Raw genomic sequence first — 20,818 nt, forward strand, 5'->3', positions numbered from 1 at the left:
CGCCAGCATGATTCCACCAGTTTTGCCTGACGACCATAGCGTTCGGGAACCACCTGATCCCATGCCGAACTCAGCAGTGAAACCGTTCAGCGCCGATGGTAGTGTGGGGTCTCCCCATGCGAGAGTAGGTCATCGTCAGGCATTTATTCAGAAACCCAGCTTCGAAAGAGGCTGGGTTTCGCCGTTTGGGGGTCTCCCCATGGAGAGTCCCGGAGTGCCGGCCAGATCATCGTCAGGCATTTATTCCAAAACCCCGAGTTCGAAAGAGCTCGGGGTTTTTTCATGGCATTCTGGAAAGTGTAAACTATAGAAATATTCTGTTACGTTTTGATGCTTGGTCCTGCTTGAGGTTATGCTGCAGGCACGATCGTGAATCGGGGAGGGTTGCTATGGTACGACTACGAGGGCGCATCCCGGCGACTTTCTGCCTGGCAATTCTCTTCCTGGTGGCAGGGGCAACCTCCTACGCAGCAGAAGAGAAAAGGGTCCGGATCGCAACACTCTACGATTACCCTCCCTATGGCTTCTACGCAGACGGTCGAGCTCCACCCTTCTCGGAAGTGGTCGTGCCCCCCGGTAGCGATGCTGGCAGCTTCCAAGGCTACAGCTGGGATATCGTACGGGAAAGCTTCCATGCCCAGGGCTATACCATCGAGCTGGTGATGACACACTGGGCGCGGGCGATGGCGAGTTTCAGAGAAGGTAACGTCGACTTGCTGTACCCGGCCGGCATGAACACGGAGAGGTTGGCCGTTTTTTCCTATTCCGAGGCACCGGTCAACGATGCCGCCTTCCTGGTCTACGTGAACCAGGACACCGAGATCGAATGGCAGGGCCTGGCTTCGCTGGAGGGCAAGACCATCGGCATGGTGCGTGGCTACAACTTCGGTGATGAATGGGGCGAGCAGGAAGGGATATCAAAGTATCCACTCAATAGCATCAAGCAGGGTTTTCGCATGCTGCAGCGAGGACGCCTGGATGGCTTTGCCGGCTACGAAACGAACTGGGACTATGTGCTAAAGGAGATGGGGCTGCAGGGGCAGTTCGACAAATTGCCCGAGTTTGGCGCCAGCAGGGAATATGTGGTTGCCTTGAAGACCAACCCCGACGCCGAGCGGCTGCTGCGAGATTTCGACGCCGGGTTCCAGGCCATCAAGGAGAGCGGCGACTATCAGCGTATTGTCGATCGTTGGCGCTGATGCTCTTGATGGGGCCGCAAGTGGTTGACTGACGGCGACCTGTTCGCCTTAGTCGCAGAGTGTCTCCAGCGCCTCTATAAGTGAGTCCATCTCGTCGTCGGTGCCGATGGAAATACGCAGGAAGTTGCGTAGTGCATCGGTATTGAAATGGCGCACCAGGATGCCCCGTTCACGCAGTCCGACGAAGAGCTGGGCGGCATCGAAGTCGTGGTGTTCCACCAGTACGAAATTGGCCTGGGAGGGCAGTGTCTCGAAGCCCAGTTCCTTCAACCGCTTGACGGTGCGTTCACGGGTCGTGATCACCTTCCCTCGGCAGGCGTCGAAGTGCTCGCGGTCTTCGAGCGCGGCGATGCCGATGGCACTGGCCAGACTGTCGATGGGATAGGAATTGAAAGAGTCCTTGACCCGCTCGAGGCCTTCGATCAGTTCGCGTGAGCCGATGGCATAGCCCAGGCGCAGGCCGGCCAGGCTGCGTGATTTGGAAAAGGTGCCTGTCACCAGCAGGTTGGGGTGGCTCGTCACCAGAGGAACGACGCTCTCGCCACCGAAGTCGACATAGGCTTCATCGACCAGCACGACGCACTCGGTGATGCGCGCCAGCAGCGCTGAAATGGCATCGCGGGAGTGGCCATGGGCGGTAGGCGCGTTGGGGTTGGCAAAGATGACGCCGGCACTATCCGAAGAGAAAGCCTCAAGGTCGACACGCCACTGGTCATCCAGCGGAAGGGGGCGTCGTTCGATGCCATACAGCCGGCAATATACCGGATAGAAGCTGTAGGTAGTGGCCGGCATCTCGAGGGGCCGGTCCTGGCAGAAGAAGGCCTGGAAAGCCAGTGCCAGGACTTCATCCGATCCATTGCCGACGAAGACCTGCTCGGGTTCGACGTCGTATTCGCGAGCCAGGGCCTGTCGCAAGGCACGAGACTCCGGGTCCGGGTAGAGGCGCAGGTGATCGGCGGGGAACTCACGCAGCACCGCTTCGACTCCAGGAGCCGGCGGGTAGGGGTTCTCGTTGGTGTTCAGCTTGATCAGGCGTTCCCGTGGCTGCTCTCCCGGTACATAGGGGGTCAGCTCGCGCACGGCGGGGCTCCATAACTGGCTCATGCTCGCTCGCTTGGCTAGATGACGTGAAACTTTAGCCCATGTTGACCCGAGTGGCGTGACTGCGCAAGCCGTTGGCGTGCTAGCCTAGGCGCACTAGAGCGAAACCGAATACCCGGAACCCTTTGATGACCGCACAGATAATCGCCACGCTGCTACCGGTATTCCTGATCGCAGGCTGTGGCACCCTCTACGGGCGTTTTCGCACCCCCGATATCCGTAGCCTCAATACCCTCAATATGGAAATCTTCGTGCCGATGCTGGTGTTCGCCGTCCTGGCGGATCGACAGGCACCGTTGGCGGAGTATGCGGGACTGGCATTGGCGGCGGCGGTGGTGGTGCTGGGTTCCGGCCTGGTGCTGTGGCCGGTGGCCAAGCTGCTGAAGCTGGAGCCGAAGACCTTCCTGCCACCGATGATGTTCAATAACTCGGGGAACATGGGGATCCCGCTGCTGGTACTGGCGTTCGGTGAGGCGGCCCTGCCAGCGGCGGTCGTGCTGTTCATCGTCGAGATGCTGCTGCACTTCTCCGTGGGGCTTTATATTCTCAGTCCGCGTACACCGTTGTGGCGACTGCTGCGTATGCCCATCGTGCTGGCAAGCATCGCCGGCCTGGGGTTCAATCTGGGTGGGGTGCCATTGCCTGGATGGCTGCTCGAGGCACTGCATATGCTGGGAGGTGTCTGCATCCCCCTGATGCTGTTCGCACTGGGGGTGCGCATGCTGGATATTGACTTCGGCGACTGGAAGACCGGGCTGCTTGGCGCTGTACTCTGCCCGCTCTCGGGGCTGGTCCTGGCGGTACCCATGATACTCTGGCTGGAACTGACCGGGCTGCAAGCGGCATCGCTCTGGGTGTTTGCCGCCCTGCCACCGGCTGTGCTCAACTACCTGGTGGCCGAGCAGTACAAGCAGGAGCCCCATAAGGTGGCCTCTCTTGTGTTGATCGGTAACCTGGGAAGCCTGGTGGTAATGCCCATCGTCCTGGCTCTGGTGTTCATGCACGTTTATCCTGGCGCCATTTGAAGACATCTCCCGGGAGCCCTATTAGGCGGAGGCTGTCTGCTGAAGCTGAGAGGGTTTATGCTGTGAGACAGGCTGCCGTAGTTCACGGCGTCAAGCCCATAGGTTAGGAGTGAGAAAATGCAAATCAGGACCCTGCTGGCTGGCTCGGCCATGCTGGCCTTCCTGGCCGGCTGTGCAGCCGGCCCGATGGATGATCGTGCCGAACCGGCGATGGATGACGCCGAAGTGGCCTACCAAGGCACACTACCCTGCCGCAACTGCGCAGGGATCGATCTGGATGTGCGACTCGTGGGTGATGAGCAGGCCTCCCTCGAAGAGCGTACCTTTACGCTGCGTGCCAGCTATCGCGAACACCCGCAGGATCCGCCGGACGAGAATTACGCCGGCAACTGGGAAGTACTCGGTGGTACCGCTGTCGATCCCGATGCCACGGTCTATGAGCTGACACCCGATGGTGAAGGGCAGATCTACTACTTCCTGCGTATCGATGAGAGAACGCTGGAGCTGATCGACCCCCAGCGGCGCCGGTTCCAGAACAACGAGGCCCTGCAGCTGCAGCGACTGTAAGCACGGCAGGTTCGTTATACATCGAAGGCGGCCTTGTGGCCGCCTTCGTGCGTCTGGGCACAGCCCTGCGGGCGCCTGTTAGAATGGTGCCGTCATCTGGAAGAGGGGCCGGCATGGCCAAAGCGAAAAGCGCCTTTGTTTGCACCGAGTGCGGCGCGGAATACAGCAAGTGGCAGGGCCAGTGCTCGAGCTGCCAGGAGTGGAATACGCTGAGTGAGGTGAGGTTATCGGCAGCCCGTCCTGGTGCGGCCACGTCGGGTGCTTCCGGCCGCAGCGGCTATGCGGGAAACCTTTCCCGGGAAGTGGTGGATCTGGGCAATGTCGACCTTTCCGAGGTGCCGCGGCTCTCCTCCACCTTCGAGGAATTCGATCGTGTGCTGGGTGGCGGCCTGGTGCCCGGTTCGGCGGTGCTGTTGGGGGGGCATCCGGGGGCGGGCAAGTCGACCCTGCTGCTGCAGACCGCCTGCAAGCTGGCCCAGTCCCGACAAGTGCTCTATGTCACCGGCGAGGAATCGCTCTCCCAGGTGGCGATGCGGGCTCACCGCCTGCAGTTACCCACACGTGGCCTCAAGATGCTGGCCGAAACCAGCGTCGAAACCGTGCTTGCCGTCGCCGAGCGCGAGCGACCGGAAATACTGGTCATCGATTCGATCCAGACCATGCATCTGGAGGATATCGCCTCAGCCCCGGGTGGGGTAGCGCAGGTGCGGGAGTCGGCCGCTGCCCTGACTCGCTTCGCCAAGCAGAGCAATACTGTGCTGCTGCTCGTGGGCCACGTGACCAAGGATGGATCGCTGGCGGGCCCCAAGGTGCTCGAGCACATGATTGATGCATCGCTGCTGCTCGAGGGCGGTGCCGACTCGCGTTTCCGTACCCTGCGAGGACAGAAGAATCGCTTCGGGGCGGTCAACGAGCTCGGTGTGTTCGCCATGCTCGAACATGGACTCAAGGAAGTGAAGAATCCCAGTGCGATCTTTCTGTCGCGGAGCGAGGCGCTGGCGTCGGGCAGCCTGGTCATGGTGGTGTGGGAGGGGACGCGACCATTGCTGGTAGAGGTACAGGCGCTGCTCGATGAGTCGGCCCTGGGCAATCCGCGCCGGGTGGCCGTGGGCCTCGATCAGAACCGCCTGGCCATGCTGCTGGCGGTGCTGCATCGCCATGGCGGGCTGTTTACCGGCGACCAGGATGTTTTCCTCAACGTGGTGGGTGGGGTCAAGGTGCTGGAGACCAGCGCGGACCTGGCGGTGCTGCTGGCGGTGGTCTCCAGCCTGCAGAATCGTCCATTGCCCCGGGAGCTGGTGGTATTCGGGGAGGTGGGGCTATCCGGCGAGATACGCCCGGTGCCCAGCGGGCAGGAGCGGATCGTCGAGGCGGCCAAGCACGGCTTCACCCGGGCCATCGTGCCCAGGGGCAACGCGCCGAAGCGCGCCCCGGCAGGCATGGAGGTCGTTGCCGTGGACAAGCTGACCGATGCTCTGGAGGCCCTGTGAGGCAGCAGGAGCTTACTGATATAGAATGGTTGTCATGAACTGCCAAGGAGAACGAGATGAGTGCAATCCGCCTGACCCAGTACAGCCATGGCGCCGGATGCGGCTGCAAGATCGCCCCTGACGTCCTCGACAGCATTCTGGCCAAGGCTGGCCCGGGTGCGGGTCACAAGCGGTTGCTCGTCGGCAACCAGGGGCGCGAGGATGCGGCCGTCTACGACCTGGGTGATGGTCGCGGCATGATTGCCACCACCGACTTCTTCATGCCCATCGTCGACGATCCCTTCGACTTCGGGCGCATCGCCGCCACCAATGCCATCAGCGATGTCTATGCCATGGGTGGTACGCCGGTACTGGCCCTGGGCATTCTTGGCTGGCCGCTGGACAAGCTGGGACCGGAGATCGCCGGCGACGTGGTGGCCGGCGCCCAGTCGGTGTGCCGCGAGCTCGGCCTTGCCCTGGCGGGCGGTCACTCCATCGATGCCCCTGAGCCGATCTTCGGCCTGGCGGTCAATGGGCTGGTGGACCTCGAGCACTTGAAGCTCAACAAGGGGGCGCAGGTCGGCGACCTGCTGTTCCTGACCAAGCCGCTGGGGGTAGGTTTCCTGACCACGGCGGAGAAGCAAGGCCTGCTGGAGTCCGGGCACCAGACGCTGGCCCGTGAAACCATGCTGAAAGCCAACCAGATTGGCATCGACCTTGCAAGGTAAAGGGTGTGCACGCCATGACCGATGTGACCGGCTTCGGCCTGGCCGGTCACCTTTCCGAAGTGTGTACCGCCAGCGGTGTGGCGGCGCGGATCAACTTCCGGCGCCTGCCGCGACTGGCCGAGGCCGAGGCCTATCGCCGCCGTGGCGCCGTGCCGGGGGGTACCCAGCGCAACCGCGAGGCCCTGGGGGCCGCCCTCAAGGAGATGGATGAGCCGCACTGGCAGTGGCTCTGTGATCCCCAGACCTCTGGCGGCCTGCTGGTCTCGGTGCACCCGTCCTGGGAGGATGACGTGGAGCGCATTGGTCGCGCCCATGGCATCGAGCTGGTGCCGTTCGGTGAGATCATCCCCGCCGGTGGGACGGCATTGATTGAGGTGCGCGGATGAGCCTGTCGCTGGTCGAGCCCGATCTCTCCCTGCTGCGCGAGGGGCGCGTGCTGATCGACGTGCGCGCGCCGGTCGAGTTTTCCCAGGGCAGCCTGCCCGGCGCGGTCAACCTCCCGCTGATGGATGACGAGGAGCGTCGCCTGGTCGGCATCGAGTACAAGGAGCGCGGCCAGCAGGCGGCCATCGATCTCGGCCAGCGGCTGGTCAGTGGTGACATCAAGGCCGCCCGGGTGGCGGCCTGGCACACCCTGCTGCAAGCGCAGCCCGAGGCCGTCGTCTATTGTTTTCGCGGTGGGCTGCGTTCGCAGATCGCCCAGCAGTGGCTGGCCGACACAGGGCTGGAGCGACCCCGCATCCGCGGTGGCTGGAAGGCCATGCGGCAGGGGCTATGTGCGCGCATCGACGCCGCCGCCCAGCAGCCGCTGCTGGTGGTTGGCGGGCTTACCGGCTGCGCCAAGACGGCACTCATTCAGCAGCTACCCAACGGACTGGACCTGGAGGCTGCGCCCGGCACAAGGGGTCCGCCTTTGGTCGCCACCCGCTGCCGGCGCCCTCTCAGATCGATTTCGAACACGCCATGGGCTGCGCCTGCTGTCGCTGGAGGGCCCGCTGGTGGTGGAGGACGAGTCACGCCAGATCGGCGCGGCCAGCGTACCGCTTTCCTTCTGGCAAGCCATGGAGCAAGCCCCGCGCCTGCGCGTGGAGATGCCGCTGGACTGGCGTATCGGTCAGATCCAGAAGGATTATATCGACGACCTCTGGTCGATCTACCGTCACCAGTTCGGAGAATGGCTGGGCTGGACGCTGATGCGCAAGCAGCTTGCCACGGCTCTCTCGCGGCTGAAAAAACGGCTGGGCAGCGCTCGCCTGGCACGTATCGCCAGGCTCCAGGCCTTGGCCTTCCGCGAGCACGAGCGCGGCAACACCCAGGCCCACGAGGCGTGGCTGGCGCCCCTGCTGACCGAATACTACGACCCCATGTACCGCTATCAGCTGGAACGCCGCGACCCCCAGCGCTTCCTGCACGTGGGCGACTGGGATAGCTGCCTGGCGGCCGCACGCTCCTGGTCTGCCGAAGCGCCGCGCCATGACCCGGAGCGGCTGCAGCCAGCCTGATTTCCGTTCAGGCGGGCGTGCTGCGCAGCCACTGGCTGAGCAGGCGATCAAGCAGCGGTGCCAGCCGATCGAAGCGAGCCGTATCGGCCAGGATCGCCTCGCGAGCCTGCACGTGAGGGCTCGACTCGCTGCCTTTGGGCCGCTCCTCGCGGTCCAGCAGTTCGGTCACGCCGGCGCGGGTCACCTCGATATGGCACAGCAGGCCAAGGGCTCTTCCCGCATCCCAGGCGAAGCCTGGACGGGGCTGACCGGGCTTCCGCCCAGTGGCAGGGCATCGTCGGGGAGGGCGAAGACATCGCCATGCCACATGAAGGCGGTGAACTGTTCCGGCAGGTCGAAAGGACTCTCGGGTGCCAGCGTCACCTCATGCCAGCCAACTTCGGCAAAGGTGCCTCGACCCACCGTGGCACCCAGTTCCGCGGCGATCAGCCTGGCTCCCATGCCGATGCCCAGCAGGGGCTTGTTGCCATCCAGTGCCCGGGCGATCAGTTTGCGCTCGCGCTTGAGCCAGGGATGGGCGGCGACGTCCTCGATATCCATGGCGCCATCGAGCACGATCAGGGCATCGCAGTCGGCCAGGTCCGGGGGCGCCTCGCCGGCGTACAGATGAAACACCGTATGGCTGTGCCCCATGCTGTCCAGCCAGTCGGCAATACGGGCGGGGCCGTGGTGAGGGCTGTGTTGAAGCAGGTGTAGATGCATGGGAACCTCGCCATCGATGGAATACGAAACATGACAGGGGGCGCAAGAGTACATGAAGCCGGCGTTGCGGGAACAGATACTGACGATCATCGCCGAGATACCGGCAGGTCGTGTCACCACCTATGGCCGCATCGCGGCGATGACCGATGGCGGTACGCCACGGCTGGTGGCCAGGGCGCTGCGAGACCTTCCGGAAGGACATGACCTGCCCTGGTTTCGCGTGATCACGGCGTCGCGTCGCTTGGCCGACCACCCTGGCGCCATCGAACAACGCGCGCTGCTGGTTTGTGAAGGCGTGTTGTTCGATGGCGGTGGACGTGTCGCCAGTGAGGTCCTGTGGCCATGATCCCCCTGTCGCTCCTTGCGCTCACCCTCAGACCACCATTTTCCCGGGAGAATCCATGAGTCAGCCAACCAGCGGCTTTCACCAGCGCCTTCAGGCCCTTTCGCCGCGCCAGCAGCAAGCCTTCATGGCGGCGCTGTGCGAGCGGCTGCTGCCCAACTACGGGCTCTACGCGCAGACGACCGGTGAGGGCAACCCTGCCGGCCTGAGAGCGATTCTCGACCTGGTATGGGAGCAGCTGGCGGTGAGGGAGGCTCGCATCGACTTCGACCGCCAGGCCGAGAAGCTGGCCGAGCTGGAGCCGATGGCGGTGGACGATAGCTTCGGGGTTCGCCGGGCGCTGGAGGCGGTGGTGGCACTGTCGGCGCTGCTGGATACCCTGCGCGGTGAGGCCCCCGATGCAGTACTGGAGGTCAGCCGGGTCTCCAAGGGCGGTGTGCGTGCCTTCATCGAGTTGACCGAAGGAGAGGAGGATGCCCAGCGGCTGGCGGTCCTGATACGGGAGCACCCGCTGATGGCGGACGAGACCGAATTCCAGGATGCGGTGCTGGAGGCGGCCGAGGAGAGCCTCGACCGGGAGGCCCTCAAGGCACTGCGTCGCCTGGGGCGTAACGGGGGGGTTAGTAATCTGGGTCTGTCGTTGGAGTGAGCTGGCTTAGAAGCGGATACCGCCAATGATCATGGCGCCGGCGGTGCCGAAGACGATCAGGTCCGTCTCGAAGCGCCCCCACTGAATTCCCAGGCTGGGCAAAGCCGCTGGGGCGGTGCCATAGCGGTTGAAGGGGATGTTGTCCTGGTGCTCGCCCCGGTAGCCATGCAGCAGACCGGCGCTCAGCTTGGCCCTGACGGTGACGTTTCCGGTCGGCTTCCAGAAGGGAAATTCACGGCCGGCATAGAGGTAGATGGCTTCCTGGTCGAAGGAGTTGAGAAAGCGTGCGCCGCCGACCAGCCAGCGCTGGGGATTGTGTAGCTCCAGGCTGATCAGCTCCTGATGGTTGTTGTGGTCTGGCTGGGGATTGAAATGGCGAGTATAGAGGCTGGTCTGCAAGAATACATGGCTGACCTCCAGCTGCGGGGGCCATATCGAATGCCGTTCGGTTGCGACCGCCTTCACGGGCAGCAGGAGAACCAGCGCCAGACACAGGGTGGCTAGACGAGGCATTGTCATCCCTAACGTTATCACTATGACTCTCCAGGGCGCGTTTTCTTAGAGACGCATTTCGATTCCGCGTTCGGCCATGTAGCGCTTTGCCTCAGGAATGGTGTATTCGCCAAAGTGAAAAATACTGGCAGCGAGTACCGCATCGGCGCCACCTTCCAGTACGCCTTCCACAAGGTGGTCCAGGTTGCCGACGCCGCCGGAGGCGATGACAGGCACCGTCACTGCCTCGCTGATGGCGCGGGTCACGCCCAGGTCGAAGCCGATCTTGGTGCCGTCGCGATCCATGCTGGTCAGCAGCAGTTCTCCGGCGCCGTAAGCCACCATCTTCTTTGCCCACTCCACGGCGTCCAGCCCAGTGGGGCGGCGGCCGCCATGGGTGAATATTTCCCACCGTGGCGGCTCGCCCTCGCCGGAGACCCGCTTGGCATCGATGGCCACCACGATGCACTGGCTGCCGAAGCGGTCGGCGGCCTCGCGCACGAATTCCGGATTGTTCACCGCGGCGGTGTTGATCGAGACCTTGTCGGCGCCGGCATTGAGCATGGTACGAATGTCGTCGCAGGTGCGAATGCCTCCGCCCACGGTCAGCGGGATGAATACCTCGCCAGCGATTCGCTCGACCATTTCGACGGTGGTGTCGCGGTCCTCGTGACTTGCCGTGATATCGAGAAAGGTGATCTCGTCGGCACCCTGAAGGTTATAGCGCTGGGCGATCTCCACCGGGTCGCCGGCATCGCGGATGCCGATGAAGTTGACGCCCTTGACCACGCGGCCGGCATCGACGTCCAGACAAGGGATGATACGCTTGGAAAGGCCCATCTGTTCAACTCCCGGCTCGGTCGAGCCCTGCTGTGAGTTCATCGCATAGCTGCTGGCCGGCCGCTACGTCCAGCGAGCCTTCGTAGATTGCGCGACCAGTGATGGCGCCCAGTATGCCCGGCTCACCGGCCGCTACCAGTGCACGCAGGTCATCGAGGTTCGTCACGCCACCGGAGGCGATCACCGGCAGGCCGCCCTCTCGGGCAAGCTGGGCGGTGGCTTCGACGTTGACGCCATTCATCATGCCGTCGCGGGCGATGTCGGTGTAGACGATGCTGGAGACCCCGTCGTCGGCGAAGCGCTTGGCCAGGTCGGTGGCCTTGACGCTGGAGACCTCGGCCCAGCCGTCGGTGGCGACGTAGCCGTCACGGGCATCGAGGCCGACGATGACATGGCCCGGGAAGGCGCGACACATCTCACCGACGAAGGCGGGCTCCTTGACCGCCTTGGTGCCGATGATCACGTAGGAAACCCCGGCGGAGAGGTAGTGCTCGATGGTATCGGCGGAGCGGATGCCGCCGCCGATCTGAATCGGCAGTTCCGGCCAGCGCCGCGCGATGGCCGTCACTGCCTCGCCGTTGACCGGCTTGCCCTCGAAGGCCCCGTTGAGGTCGACCAGGTGCAGGCGGCGGGCCCCGGCCTCGACCCAGCGCGCGGCCATGGCCACGGGATCATCGCCGTAGGTGGTGGCTTCATCCATGCGGCCCTGCTTCAGCCGCACGCACTTGCCGTCCTTGAGATCGATGGCGGGTATTACCAGCATGTCAGTATCCTCGGTTGGCGCAGCTCGGGCGCCTGGTCATCTGTTGGTATGGCTCCGGGCGCCTGTAATCAGTCGGCTCGGCTCCGGGCGCCTGGCAAAGTGCGTGGCCACGGGAGCCTGATGGGCGCCACGGCGGACCGTCATTCGTTGACCGGTGCTACCCCGCTGCGCCTCAGGGCGCCCAGTTGATGAAGTTTTCCAGCAGCTTGAGCCCTGCCCGTGAACTCTTCTCCGGGTGAAACTGGACGGCAAAGGTGGCGTCGCGACCAATGGCCACATGGGCATTGATACGGCCATATTCGGTGGTACCGAACACCGTGGCGTCGTCACTGGCCTCGGCGTAATAGCTGTGCACGAAATAGAAGTGCTCATCCTGGTCGATGCCGTTCCACAGCGGATGGTCGTGATGCTGGTGCACCAGGTTCCAGCCCATGTGCGGTACCTTGAGACGCTGCCCGTTGGCATCGCGCATGTCCGTGGGGAAGTGCTTAACTTCGCCGGAGAGGAAGCCCAGGCAGGCAATGCCGCCGTTCTCCTCGCTGTGATCGAGCAGCATCTGCTGGCCGACGCAGATACCCAGCAGTGGCTTGCTCTGGTTGGCCAGCAGCTCCAGGACGAGCCCGCGAAGCTCGGTCCTTTCCAGTTCGCCGATGCAGTCGCGAATGGCGCCCTGGCCCGGCAGTACCAGCCGGGTGGCGCCATGAATGCAGCGCGGATCCCGGGTGATGATCACATGCTCGTGGGTGACGTGCTCCAGCGCCTTGGCAACCGAATGCAGATTGCCCATTCCGTAATCGATGACGGCAATGGTCATGGAGGCTCCTCAGTTTTTCGGTCGTCGTAACTACAGACAGCCCTTGGTGGACGGCATCTGGCCGGCCATGCGCGGGTCCGGCTCAACCGCCATGCGCAGCGCACGACCGAAGGCCTTGAAGATGGTTTCCGCCTGATGGTGGGCATTGAAGCCCTTCAGGTTGTCGATATGCAGCGTGACCCGGGCATGATTGACGAAGCCCTGGAAGAACTCCCAGAACAACTGGGTGTCCAGGCGGCCGATGGCGGCGCGGGTGAATTCCACGTCCATGTACAGCCCGGGGCGGCCGGAGAAGTCTATCACGACCCGGGAGAGCGCCTCGTCCAGCGGCACATAGGCGTGGCCATAGCGTCGAATGCCACGCTTGTCGCCGATTGCCTGTGCGACTGCCTGGCCAAGGGTTATGCCGAGATCCTCTACGGTATGGTGGTCATCGATATGCAGATCGCCGACTGCGTTGATGTCGAGATCGACCAGGCCGTGACGCGCCACCTGATCGAGCATGTGGTCGAGGAAGGGGACGCCGGTTTCGCAGGCCAGCCGGCCTTCGCCATCGAGATTGACGGTCACCGTGATCTGGGTTTCCTGGGTGTCACGGGTTACCGTGGCGATACGCTCGGACATGTCGGACTCTCTCCCGCGCTTTCGCGCGTCGGCATGGGTGGGCCCGGAAGGCCCTGATCGTTCGGCTACCGGGCAGGCAAGGCGGTGCTTGCCATCATGGGGCCGTTCATTATAGAGAATCGAGCGCCCCATCCGCTACAATGCGCCCATCACAGCGGCGGCCCAGCGCCGCAGCCCAGGGAGATCCACCATGCCGGTTACACTTCACATCGTCGATCACGCCGCCTGGGCATCGGATGCGCAGGACCGGCAAGACCTGTCTCGCATCTATGCCGATGCGCCGGTTGCGCGGCTCTCCGTGCCGGTGGATGACTTCATCAAGCACCATCTCGAGGCGGGCCACTTCTTTGGCTGCGCACGCTTCAATGAGCGTCTGCTGGGCGCCGTGGCGGTGCGTGCCGATGCCGAAGCCTGGTGGCTATCGGAGCTCTGCGTGCGCAAGACCACTCGAAGACGCGGTGTGGGCTCCCGGCTGCTGGCATTGGTCAGCAGTGCCGCAGCGGATCGGGGCCTCGATTTGCGCGCGCCAGCCTCCCAACTGCCGATGGCCGATCAGTTGCTGCTTTCCCGGCTGGGCTACCGTATGCATGCCGCCGGAAGTTACTACGAACTGGCTCCACCGCTGCAAGGAGGCGGTAAACCATGAAGCGACTCTTGCAAACCCTGCTGGCGGCCATTGGCGTATTGGGCGTGGCGGTGGTGGCCGCCGTCGTCTACGTCACGACCTTCCTCGATCCCGAGGACTTCAAGCCGCGCCTGATCGATGTGGTTCGCGAGCACAGCGGCATGGAGCTGACGCTGAACGGACCGCTGGCCTGGTCGTTCTACCCCCGCCTAGGGGTAAGCGTGGAGCGAGTCGAGAGCCACTTGCCCGAGCAGGCGTCGGATGCACCTCCCTTCCTGGCCTTTGACAAGGCCGAAGTCAGCCTGGCGTTTGCCCCTCTGTTGCGCGGCGAAATTGCCATCGAAGGCCTGACCCTGGACGGCATGCAACTGCGGCTGGTGCGAGACGAGCAGGGGCAGGGCAACTGGGAGCCCCTGCTCCAGCGCCTGGATGAACGGCGTGAGGGGCTGAGTCGGCGCTGGCGCCGGCCAGTGCCGGGCCGAGCCTGGAAGGTAGCAACCTGGCCGTGGCGCTCAATATCGCCAACGTCCAGGTCCGCAACGGTGCCGTACGCTACCGCGACCTGGCGGCAGAGAGTGAATGGCTGCTCGACGAGGTCAGCCTTTCCGGCACCAACGTCAATCCTGAGCGTGCCTTTCCTCTCAAGACCTCCTTTACCTTGACCTCCCACGGCACGCTGGATTGGCGTGAGCTCGAGCGAACGCCAAGGCTTTCCAGCTCGATTGCCCTCGAGGCAGAGTACGGCTGGCTCTCGCCGAGCGGCGCTATGTCATGGAGGGCCTGAAGCTGAGCACGGCGACGCGTCTTGGTGGTGTCGAAGGGCGCCAGCAGGCGGACCTGACCGGACAGCAGCTGACACTGGATCTGTCACGCCAGCGCATGCAGCTGCAGGAGGGTCGCCTGGAGGGCAGCCTGCAACATCCCCGGCTGGGGGAGTCGGCCCTGCCATTGGCGTTGGCCTTCGCCATGGAGGCGGATCTGGCCGAGAGTTCGGCTCAACTGCGTGACATGTTGCTCACCGGTCCCGACGACCTGCGGCTGAGCGGGAATCTCAACCTGGCCGAGCTAGACACGACGCCTACCTATAGCGGCCAGGTCAGCCTGGCGCCCCTGTCGCTGCGCCCCTGGCTTGCTCGCATCGACCAGCTGCCCAGCATGGCCGGCCCCCAGGCACTCTCCGACGTGGCATTGACCAGTCCCATCCGTGGCGACCTGACTCAGGCCGAGCTTTCCGGCCTGACGTTGGTGCTGGACGACAGCACCTTCACCGGTCGGCTGGGCATGGGCTTCGATGGACGTCTGCTGTCGCTGGCCCTGCAGGGGGACAGCCTGAATCTGGATCACTACCTGCCGCCTCCGAATGCCGGGGAGCAGAGCGCCTCCCGCCGCGGCTTCTTCGCTATCCGCCAGGCTCATGCCGGGGATGCCGCACCGCTGGTCCCCGCGGAATGGCTCTCCGAGCTGTCCCTTGATGCCGACCTCGACCTCGAGCACCTGAAGCTGGGTGGCCTCGATTTCACCGACGTTGACCTGACGCTGTCGGGCAGCGACGGTCGTCAGCGCCTGGAGGGGGCCAGCGCCAAGCTCTATGGCGGTGAGCTGAAGGCAAGCGGCGAGCTCGATCTGACGCGCGACCCGATACGCTGGCAGTTGTCCCCCGAGCTGTCCCGGGTGCGCCTGGAGCCGCTGCTGCAAGCGCTTGCCGGGGACGATTCGCCGGCACCGCTGCGTGGACGCCTCTCCCTCGAGGGGGCGCTGGAGGCGCGCTACAACACCTTGCCCGCACTCAGGCGCAGCCTGAGCGGCCGGCTGAATGGCCATATCGACGAGGGAGCGGTACTCGATGTCAACGTCTCCGAGGAGCTGTGCACCCTGGCAGCCATGGTCGAGGGCAAGGAGATGGATCGTGACTGGAGCGATGACACCCGCTTCGATCGAGCGGAGGTCAGCTTGCGGATCAGCGATGGCGTTGCACGCAGCGAGAGCATTCTGGTTACCATCCCCGGGATCGAGCTGGATGGCGAGGGTGAGCTGGATCTGGTCACCGAACGCTTCGACCTGCGGGCTGCGGCACGCTTCGTCGATGCTGCCGAGGCGGCCTGTTCGGTGAATCCGCGCCTGGAAAGGGTTCCCCTGCCGGTTCGCTGCACGGGCGAACTGGGTGGCGACAGTGGCGAGTGGTGCCGTTTTGATCGCAACGCTTTCCAGGCCACCCTGGTCGAACTGCTGCGTGACGAAGTCTCTCGCCGTGCCGGCGATGAGATCGAGCGTCGGCTGGAGCGGCCGCTGGAGCGACTCGAGGAGCGCCTGGGTGAAGATGGCAAGGAACTTCGAGAAGCCCTGCGCGGTCTATTCAATTGAGCATCAAGCAAGTCAGTTTCTGCGCCGACTCCCCCTAGTCGGCGTTTTTTTTCGTGTTGATTCTGTTCAAGGTGATTTTGCCGATGACAGGGATGCCGACGCCGGTACTTTCCCCGGAATCATTCCACTGCCGGCTGCTGGCCTGGTTCGACCGCCATGGCCGGCATAATCTTCCCTGGCAGCAGGAGCGCTCACCCTATCGGGTCTGGGTATCGGAGATCATGCTGCAGCAGACCCAGGTGGCCACGGTGATCCCCTATTTCGAGCGCTTCATGGCACGCTTTCCTGATGTTGCCACACTGGCCAGGGCCGGGCAGGACGAAGTGCTGCACCTCTGGACCGGACTGGGGTATTACGCCCGTGGGCGCAACCTGCACAAGGCGGCCCGTGAGATCGTCGAGCATCATGCCGGCGAGTTGCCGCTGGATCTGGAGGCACTCTCCGCGCTCCCTGGAATCGGACGCTCCACGGCGGGTGCGATCATCGCCCAGAGCAGCGGTCGTCGAGCCGTCATACTCGACGGCAACGTCAAGCGAAGCTTGGCCCGGCTGCATGCCGTGGAGGGGTGGCCGGGGAGTGCTGCCGTATCCCGTCGCCTCTGGGCCCTTGCCGAATATTACACCCCTGACGAACGCCTGGTTGACTATACCCAGGCGATCATGGACTTCGGGGCGACCCTGTGTCGGCGTGGACGGCCCGACTGCATGGCCTGCCCCTTCAGCGATGTCTGCGTGGCCCACCGCCGGGGCGAAGAGCGTCGCTTCCCCGAATCCAAGCCCAGGAAAGCACTGCCGACACGCACCACCCGGATGCTGCTGCTGCAGGACCCCGAGGGGCGCGTACTGCTCGAGCAGCGCCCCCCCAGCGGCCTCTGGGGCGGGCTCTGGGGTCTGCCCCAGTTCGACGACATCGCGTCGCTCGAGGCCTGGCTGGACAGCCACGCCCCGGGTGCCGAGCTCGGCCGTGCCTTGCCCCCCTTCACCCATGTCTTCAGCCACTTTCGCCTGGAGATCACGCCGCAGCCTGCCCGTTCCCACGCCGTTTTCGCCGTGGACGAGTCGCGTTGCTGGTACGATCCTGGCAATCCTGCCAGCATCGGACTGGCCGCGCCGGTCAAGTCGCTGCTGATGACGCTGTCGCCATTTTCACTCGAGCCCCCGGCGACCTGAGCCTCGGCACGGTCCAGGCCCAAGTGAACAAGGCCCGGAGAGACACAGGGCTATGTTCGAAAAGTCGGCGATCGCAGGCAGTTTTGTACAAAGCCTTGAAACAGGGAGAACCACCATGAGTCGTACCGTATTCTGCCGCAAGTATCAGCAGGAGCTGGAAGCATTGCCATTTCCGCCGCTGCCGGGCAAGAAGGGGCAGGAAATCCAGCAAAATGTCTCGAAAAAGGCCTGGGAGGAGTGGCAGGCGCTGCAGACCCGCCTGATCAACGAAAAGCACCTGAACATGCTCGACCCGGAGTCACGAAAGTACCTGAACGACCAGATGGAGCGCTTTCTCGACAACCGCGAGACCGACCAGGCCGAGGGCTACGTACCGCGGGACCAGTGAGCGGATGAGGGGCTGACGGCGCCTAGCCATCTTCATGAAACGGAAGGGCTTGACGCCTAAGGCCGTATCTTGTTTAATACGCACCGTTGGCAGCGGCCAGATAGCTCAGTTGGTAGAGCAGGGGATTGAAAATCCCCGTGTCGGCGGTTCGATTCCGTCTCTGGCCACCAAACTGCTGGGGTATAGCCAAGTGGTAAGGCACCGGTTTTTGGTATCGGCATTCCCAGGTTCGAATCCTGGTACCCCAGCCACGCCAACCCTTTTCCGATTCTGCATTTTGCTTGAGTCGGTCCCGAGCCGGCATAGCTCAGTTGGTAGAGCAACTGACTTGTAATCAGTAGGTCCCGGGTTCGACTCCTGGTGCCGGCACCATCTTGAACTTGGGATGAAATTCGGGAAATCAGCGACTTGCAGAGATATTAAAACCGCCCTTGGAGGCGGTTTTTTTGTGTGTTCATATCATTCCCGCCTGCAGGTTCCGGCTGATCGCGCATCCGGAACCCTGCATTCAGCCTGGGGCTGGTTTTATCAGAGACGGACCGGACTTGCATCGATCAATGGAGTGATCCGCCGGACACTGGCACGCCGGTTTTCCTGGCTGGGCCCCTGTGTGTCCACCTTTAGATAGCGTTCACCGTAGCCCTGGACAATCAGGTTTTCTGGGGGAATGGCGAAGTATTCCGTCAATGCCAGGGCGACAGCCTCTGCCCGTCGGTCGGAGAGGCCGAGGTTCATCAAGTCCGACCCGACGGCGTCGGTATGGCCCTCGACCAGGAAGACTTCACTCGGGTGTTCCTCGATGATATCGGCCATGGTAAGCCCGATCATGCGCAGTGCTTCGGCTTCGGATGGCTGGATAGCCGACGAGCCGGTGGCAAACTGGATAACGTCGAGGTCGACGCGCGGCATCATGTCCCGGATACGCTGGTTCTCACGTACCTGGCGGAGTGTGAAGACCTGCTCGAACTCCTGAACCGGCGGTGCCAGCAGCGCCTGGCGCAGAATGTCTTCATCGGCGCGACGGTAATCGATCACGTAACGATCATCCGGCAGGTCGTGGCGCAGTGGAGGCAGCGACGCATCAAGTTCGACGGAAGATACCCAGCTGTCGGTCCTGCGTGTTTCGTCGATCAGCACGATAGCCGTGTCATCGGGTAGGTAGCGGGTACGCTTGAGCACGAAGCCACCCGAGTCGCGAATGGTCACGATCCGGCTGCCATCCTCGCGAGTGACGGTGGAGCGGGTGATGCCGTCGGCGAATGATTCGGTCGTCTCTGTTACCCCAGGGCGGCGCAGCAGCAGGTTCTCGTCCTTGCGCACATGGAGTTCACCGTCGCGCTCGACGATCATGCGGTCCCCTTGATCCTCGACGACACGCCCGCCGAGCTGCGGAATCAAGGCGCCGACGACGGCGCCGGCCGCGGCTGCTCCCAGGTATTTCCATACCTGGCTGCTGTCACTATCGGCATCTGACGTCGTTGCAACCTTGACCTCCTCATCGCTGCTGCGTGTGGTGTCTGACGTCACGACTTCCTCGGACGTCACGGTGGCTTCCTGGGTATCGAGGGCGGCGACGGCGGCGAGGGCTTCAGCCTCAGCTCGGCGAGCGCTTGAGCGTCTTCCTCGGCCTGCTGCTCGGCCAGGGCCTCCGCCTCCGCTTCTTCGATGGCTTCTTGCTCGGCCAGGGCCTCCGCCTCCGCTTCATCGATGGCTTCTTGCTCGGCCAGGGCCTCTGCCTCGGCTTCCTCGATGGCCTGCTGCTCGGCCAGGGCCTCCGCCTCGGTTTCATCGAAAGTGGCCGTGGCCTGGGCGAGTTGAACGGTCTCGGTGTCGGCAGGCGATATCTGATATGTCTGGGCAAGGCCGGGGCTTATAAGCGACAGCGATGCAATGAACACTACGGGCTTCCTGAAACTACGCATTCGATGCTTCATGTTCACATTCCTCAACGAGAGCCCTGGGGGGGAGTTCAGCATGGCCAAGAAAACGGGAACCATCGGTACTGCAGCACACACAAGAGATCGATAGTCAGGGTAATCCGGACGCGCGATAGCGCAGCGCGTCTGATTCACGATTGGAGAGAGTGATTTCCCAGATCCTGGTGCTTGCCTGCATGGGTGCGAGGCGAGTAACGCATTCGCTATATTGGGCTTGAAACCTCGTTTGTTACCACCACATTCTTCCATGCAAGGCCCCCTTGGGGCCTCCCGCCACGGCGATAGTGCCGTTGGAACGAGTTCAATCTGAACAACTGGTCACGGATACACAGGAGGTGATTGGGATGCCAGTGCAAACATCGTCCAACCGCAAGCTGAAACAGGCAACCGACTACGCCGTTGCTGACGCATCAACCACTCTCAGCCAGGCAAGCGGTTTTGCCAACCGGATGCAGGACCCCTACCCCACTCGCCTGAGCAAACCGCTCGAGGTGCCCTGGCTCCAGCGTCAGGAGGAAGTGGTCAAGGGGCGTGCCGAGGATGGCCCGTTGAGTCAGGCGCAGCTCGACGAATTCGACCGCAAGGGGTTTCTGTTCGAACCCGGCTTCATCCGGGGGGAGGAGCTCGATGGACTGCGCCGAGAGCTGAATGAGCTGCTGGGGCGCGACGACTTCCGCGGTCGCGAGTTCAGCATCACCGAGCCCGACAGTCGAGAGATTCGCTCGCTGTTCGCCGTTCACTTTCTCTCCGAGCATTTCCGGCGGTTGGCCCATGATGAGCGACTGATGGGGCGGGCCCGGCAGATTCTTGGTGGTGATGCCTATGTTCACCAGTCGCGAATCAACTACAAGCCCGGCTTCGAGGGTAAGGGCTTCAGTTGGCACTCCGACTTCGAGACCTGGCACGCCGAGGATGGAATGCCGGCCATGCACGCGGTGAGCGCCTCTATCGTGCTGACCGACAACCACGCCTTCAATGGGCCGCTGATGCTGATTCCCGGCTCGCACAAGGTCTACGTGCCGTGCCTGGGCGAGACGCCCGATGACCACCACAAGCAGTCACTGAAGCGCCAGGAGTTCGGTGTGCCGGGGCGCAATGCTCTCAGGCAGCTGGTTGAGCGCCATGGTATCGAGGCACCGACCGGTGCCGCCGGTGGTTTGTTGCTGTTCGACTGCAATACGCTGCACGGTTCCAACGCCAACATGTCGCCGGATCCACGCAGCAATATCTTCTTCGTCTACAATCGACGTGATAATGCGTGTGTCGAGCCCTTCGCTGCCCGGCGCAGGCGACCCAGATTCCTGGCCCATGCGCCGGACGAAGCGTGGTCGCCACAACGGTGACACTTTGCCTCGCACCGGGAGGTTGTGGAACAGGGCGCCTGGTGGGGTAGACTGTCTAGCCTGTTAATGAAGAGCGGCACGAAAATGAGAAGGAGAACACCCGCCATGCGCTTTGTCCCACGTTTTACCGTATCGGTCAGGAGTTTCCCCATCCGCTCGGAAAGGTCGTGTGTATCG

The 20,818-nt window shown here is 63.3% G+C and carries 20 protein-coding genes, 3 tRNA genes, 1 rRNA gene and 3 pseudogenes; 18 read left to right on the forward strand and 9 right to left on the reverse strand.

Annotated features, from left to right (window positions below):
• Positions 1 to 25 precede the first annotated feature (25 nt).
• Positions 26 to 141: ribosomal RNA gene (gene rrf, locus Q427_RS10170) — 5S ribosomal RNA — on the forward strand.
• 248 nt (positions 142 to 389) lie between these two features.
• Positions 390 to 1,199: a substrate-binding periplasmic protein gene (locus Q427_RS10175; RefSeq protein WP_051496276.1), complete on the forward strand. Its 810-nt coding sequence runs from the start codon at positions 390 to 392 to the stop codon at positions 1,197 to 1,199.
• 48 nt (positions 1,200 to 1,247) lie between these two features.
• Here the strand turns inward: Q427_RS10175 and hisC are convergent, their stop codons facing one another.
• On the reverse strand, positions 1,248 to 2,303 hold the full coding sequence (hisC, locus tag Q427_RS10180) for a histidinol-phosphate transaminase (protein ID WP_051496277.1): 1,056 nt from the start codon (positions 2,301 to 2,303) through the stop codon (positions 1,248 to 1,250).
• A 125-nt stretch (positions 2,304 to 2,428) separates the two neighbouring features.
• Here hisC and Q427_RS10185 point away from each other — a divergent pair, with 125 nt between their 5' ends.
• The 5 genes and pseudogenes from Q427_RS10185 (at position 2,429) to mnmH (ending at position 7,591) form a co-directional block, all read left to right on the forward strand.
• Positions 2,429 to 3,325 carry an AEC family transporter gene (locus Q427_RS10185; protein ID WP_043513540.1) on the forward strand — a complete coding sequence of 299 codons (897 nt, stop codon included), beginning with the start codon at positions 2,429 to 2,431 and terminating at the stop codon, positions 3,323 to 3,325.
• A gap of 117 nt (positions 3,326 to 3,442) precedes the next feature.
• Complete coding sequence (locus Q427_RS10190) at positions 3,443 to 3,892, forward strand: copper resistance protein NlpE N-terminal domain-containing protein (RefSeq protein ID WP_043513541.1); 450 nt, start codon at positions 3,443 to 3,445, stop codon at positions 3,890 to 3,892.
• 113 nt (positions 3,893 to 4,005) lie between these two features.
• A complete protein-coding gene (radA, locus tag Q427_RS10195; protein WP_043513543.1) occupies positions 4,006 to 5,382 on the forward strand; it encodes a DNA repair protein RadA in 1,377 nt (458 codons plus the stop codon).
• Between the two features lie 56 nt (positions 5,383 to 5,438).
• Positions 5,439 to 6,475, forward strand: a pseudogene (gene selD / locus Q427_RS10200) (selenide, water dikinase SelD).
• Positions 6,472 to 7,591 (forward strand): annotated as a pseudogene (gene mnmH, locus Q427_RS10205) (tRNA 2-selenouridine(34) synthase MnmH). The pseudogenes selD and mnmH overlap by 4 nt, the downstream one beginning before the upstream one ends.
• Before the next feature lie 7 nt (positions 7,592 to 7,598).
• Here mnmH and Q427_RS10210 read toward each other — a convergent pair.
• Positions 7,599 to 8,293, reverse strand: a pseudogene (locus Q427_RS10210) (type 1 glutamine amidotransferase).
• 52 nt (positions 8,294 to 8,345) lie between these two features.
• Between Q427_RS10210 and Q427_RS10215 the strand changes: the two are divergent.
• Together Q427_RS10215 and Q427_RS10220 are read left to right on the forward strand one after the other, a co-directional pair.
• Complete coding sequence (locus Q427_RS10215) at positions 8,346 to 8,639, forward strand: MGMT family protein (protein WP_043513545.1); 294 nt, start codon at positions 8,346 to 8,348, stop codon at positions 8,637 to 8,639.
• Between the two features lie 55 nt (positions 8,640 to 8,694).
• Complete coding sequence (locus tag Q427_RS10220) at positions 8,695 to 9,285, forward strand: YjaG family protein (protein ID WP_043513547.1); 591 nt, start codon at positions 8,695 to 8,697, stop codon at positions 9,283 to 9,285.
• Positions 9,286 to 9,291: 6 nt separating this feature from the next.
• Here the strand turns inward: Q427_RS10220 and Q427_RS10225 are convergent, their stop codons facing one another.
• From Q427_RS10225 to hisB, 5 genes are all read right to left on the reverse strand, one after another.
• Complete coding sequence (locus Q427_RS10225) at positions 9,292 to 9,798, reverse strand: hypothetical protein (RefSeq protein WP_043513549.1); 507 nt, start codon at positions 9,796 to 9,798, stop codon at positions 9,292 to 9,294.
• Positions 9,799 to 9,843: 45 nt separating this feature from the next.
• On the reverse strand, positions 9,844 to 10,617 hold the full coding sequence (hisF, locus tag Q427_RS10230; protein ID WP_043513551.1) for an imidazole glycerol phosphate synthase subunit HisF: 774 nt from the start codon (positions 10,615 to 10,617) through the stop codon (positions 9,844 to 9,846).
• Positions 10,618 to 10,621: 4 nt separating this feature from the next.
• Positions 10,622 to 11,380: a 1-(5-phosphoribosyl)-5-[(5-phosphoribosylamino)methylideneamino]imidazole-4-carboxamide isomerase gene (hisA, locus tag Q427_RS10235; RefSeq protein WP_043513552.1), complete on the reverse strand. Its 759-nt coding sequence runs from the start codon at positions 11,378 to 11,380 to the stop codon at positions 10,622 to 10,624.
• Positions 11,381 to 11,552: 172 nt separating this feature from the next.
• Positions 11,553 to 12,194 (reverse strand): imidazole glycerol phosphate synthase subunit HisH, encoded by a 642-nt coding sequence (gene hisH / locus Q427_RS10240; RefSeq protein WP_043513554.1) that lies wholly within the window; start codon positions 12,192 to 12,194, stop codon positions 11,553 to 11,555.
• 30 nt (positions 12,195 to 12,224) lie between these two features.
• Complete coding sequence (hisB, locus tag Q427_RS10245; protein ID WP_043513556.1) at positions 12,225 to 12,818, reverse strand: imidazoleglycerol-phosphate dehydratase HisB; 594 nt, start codon at positions 12,816 to 12,818, stop codon at positions 12,225 to 12,227.
• A gap of 190 nt (positions 12,819 to 13,008) precedes the next feature.
• Here hisB and Q427_RS10250 point away from each other — a divergent pair, with 190 nt between their 5' ends.
• The 8 genes from Q427_RS10250 (at position 13,009) to Q427_RS10280 (ending at position 17,733) form a co-directional block, all read left to right on the forward strand.
• Positions 13,009 to 13,464: an acetyl-CoA sensor PanZ family protein gene (locus Q427_RS10250; RefSeq protein WP_043513558.1), complete on the forward strand. Its 456-nt coding sequence runs from the start codon at positions 13,009 to 13,011 to the stop codon at positions 13,462 to 13,464.
• On the forward strand, positions 13,461 to 14,105 hold the full coding sequence (locus Q427_RS36150) for an AsmA family protein (RefSeq protein WP_331280597.1): 645 nt from the start codon (positions 13,461 to 13,463) through the stop codon (positions 14,103 to 14,105). Before Q427_RS10250 ends, Q427_RS36150 begins: the two co-directional genes overlap by 4 nt.
• A gap of 109 nt (positions 14,106 to 14,214) precedes the next feature.
• Entirely contained in the window at positions 14,215 to 15,804 is a 1,590-nt protein-coding gene (locus tag Q427_RS10255) for an AsmA family protein (RefSeq protein WP_331280598.1), read from the forward strand.
• Between the two features lie 83 nt (positions 15,805 to 15,887).
• Positions 15,888 to 16,973 (forward strand): A/G-specific adenine glycosylase, encoded by a 1,086-nt coding sequence (gene mutY / locus Q427_RS10260; RefSeq protein WP_043513560.1) that lies wholly within the window; start codon positions 15,888 to 15,890, stop codon positions 16,971 to 16,973.
• Between the two features lie 115 nt (positions 16,974 to 17,088).
• Positions 17,089 to 17,361, forward strand: a complete 273-nt coding sequence (locus tag Q427_RS10265) for an oxidative damage protection protein (protein ID WP_043513562.1) — start codon at positions 17,089 to 17,091, stop codon at positions 17,359 to 17,361.
• A 94-nt stretch (positions 17,362 to 17,455) separates the two neighbouring features.
• Positions 17,456 to 17,531, forward strand: a tRNA-Phe gene (locus Q427_RS10270).
• Positions 17,532 to 17,537: 6 nt separating this feature from the next.
• Positions 17,538 to 17,612: transfer RNA gene (locus Q427_RS10275), tRNA-Gln, on the forward strand.
• 45 nt (positions 17,613 to 17,657) lie between these two features.
• A tRNA-Thr gene (locus tag Q427_RS10280) sits at positions 17,658 to 17,733 on the forward strand.
• Positions 17,734 to 17,889: 156 nt separating this feature from the next.
• Here the strand turns inward: Q427_RS10280 and Q427_RS10285 are convergent.
• A complete protein-coding gene (locus tag Q427_RS10285; RefSeq protein ID WP_051496278.1) occupies positions 17,890 to 18,906 on the reverse strand; it encodes an OmpA family protein in 1,017 nt (338 codons plus the stop codon).
• A complete protein-coding gene (locus Q427_RS10290; RefSeq protein ID WP_043513564.1) occupies positions 18,903 to 19,259 on the reverse strand; it encodes a hypothetical protein in 357 nt (118 codons plus the stop codon). Before Q427_RS10290 ends, Q427_RS10285 begins: the two co-directional genes overlap by 4 nt.
• A gap of 383 nt (positions 19,260 to 19,642) precedes the next feature.
• Here Q427_RS10290 and thpD point away from each other — a divergent pair, with 383 nt between their 5' ends.
• Positions 19,643 to 20,641, forward strand: a complete 999-nt coding sequence (thpD, locus tag Q427_RS10295; RefSeq protein ID WP_043513566.1) for an ectoine hydroxylase — start codon at positions 19,643 to 19,645, stop codon at positions 20,639 to 20,641.
• The last annotated feature ends 177 nt before the right edge of the window (positions 20,642 to 20,818 follow it).

The organism is Halomonas sp. BC04, from assembly GCF_000568385.1.

Coding starts and splice junctions, on each gene's coding strand:
- Q427_RS10175 (WP_051496276.1), top strand. CDS start 390: ATGGTACGACTACGAGGGCGCATCCCGGCGACTTTCTGCCTGGCAATT.
- hisC (WP_051496277.1), bottom strand. CDS start 2,303: ATGAGCCAGTTATGGAGCCCCGCCGTGCGCGAGCTGACCCCCTATGTA.
- Q427_RS10185 (WP_043513540.1), top strand. CDS start 2,429: ATGACCGCACAGATAATCGCCACGCTGCTACCGGTATTCCTGATCGCA.
- Q427_RS10190 (WP_043513541.1), top strand. CDS start 3,443: ATGCAAATCAGGACCCTGCTGGCTGGCTCGGCCATGCTGGCCTTCCTG.
- radA (WP_043513543.1), top strand. CDS start 4,006: ATGGCCAAAGCGAAAAGCGCCTTTGTTTGCACCGAGTGCGGCGCGGAA.
- Q427_RS10215 (WP_043513545.1), top strand. CDS start 8,346: ATGAAGCCGGCGTTGCGGGAACAGATACTGACGATCATCGCCGAGATA.
- Q427_RS10220 (WP_043513547.1), top strand. CDS start 8,695: ATGAGTCAGCCAACCAGCGGCTTTCACCAGCGCCTTCAGGCCCTTTCG.
- Q427_RS10225 (WP_043513549.1), bottom strand. CDS start 9,798: ATGCCTCGTCTAGCCACCCTGTGTCTGGCGCTGGTTCTCCTGCTGCCC.
- hisF (WP_043513551.1), bottom strand. CDS start 10,617: ATGGGCCTTTCCAAGCGTATCATCCCTTGTCTGGACGTCGATGCCGGC.
- hisA (WP_043513552.1), bottom strand. CDS start 11,380: ATGCTGGTAATACCCGCCATCGATCTCAAGGACGGCAAGTGCGTGCGG.
- hisH (WP_043513554.1), bottom strand. CDS start 12,194: ATGACCATTGCCGTCATCGATTACGGAATGGGCAATCTGCATTCGGTT.
- hisB (WP_043513556.1), bottom strand. CDS start 12,818: ATGTCCGAGCGTATCGCCACGGTAACCCGTGACACCCAGGAAACCCAG.
- Q427_RS10250 (WP_043513558.1), top strand. CDS start 13,009: ATGCCGGTTACACTTCACATCGTCGATCACGCCGCCTGGGCATCGGAT.
- Q427_RS36150 (WP_331280597.1), top strand. CDS start 13,461: ATGAAGCGACTCTTGCAAACCCTGCTGGCGGCCATTGGCGTATTGGGC.
- Q427_RS10255 (WP_331280598.1), top strand. CDS start 14,215: ATGGAGGGCCTGAAGCTGAGCACGGCGACGCGTCTTGGTGGTGTCGAA.
- mutY (WP_043513560.1), top strand. CDS start 15,888: ATGACAGGGATGCCGACGCCGGTACTTTCCCCGGAATCATTCCACTGC.
- Q427_RS10265 (WP_043513562.1), top strand. CDS start 17,089: ATGAGTCGTACCGTATTCTGCCGCAAGTATCAGCAGGAGCTGGAAGCA.
- thpD (WP_043513566.1), top strand. CDS start 19,643: ATGCCAGTGCAAACATCGTCCAACCGCAAGCTGAAACAGGCAACCGAC.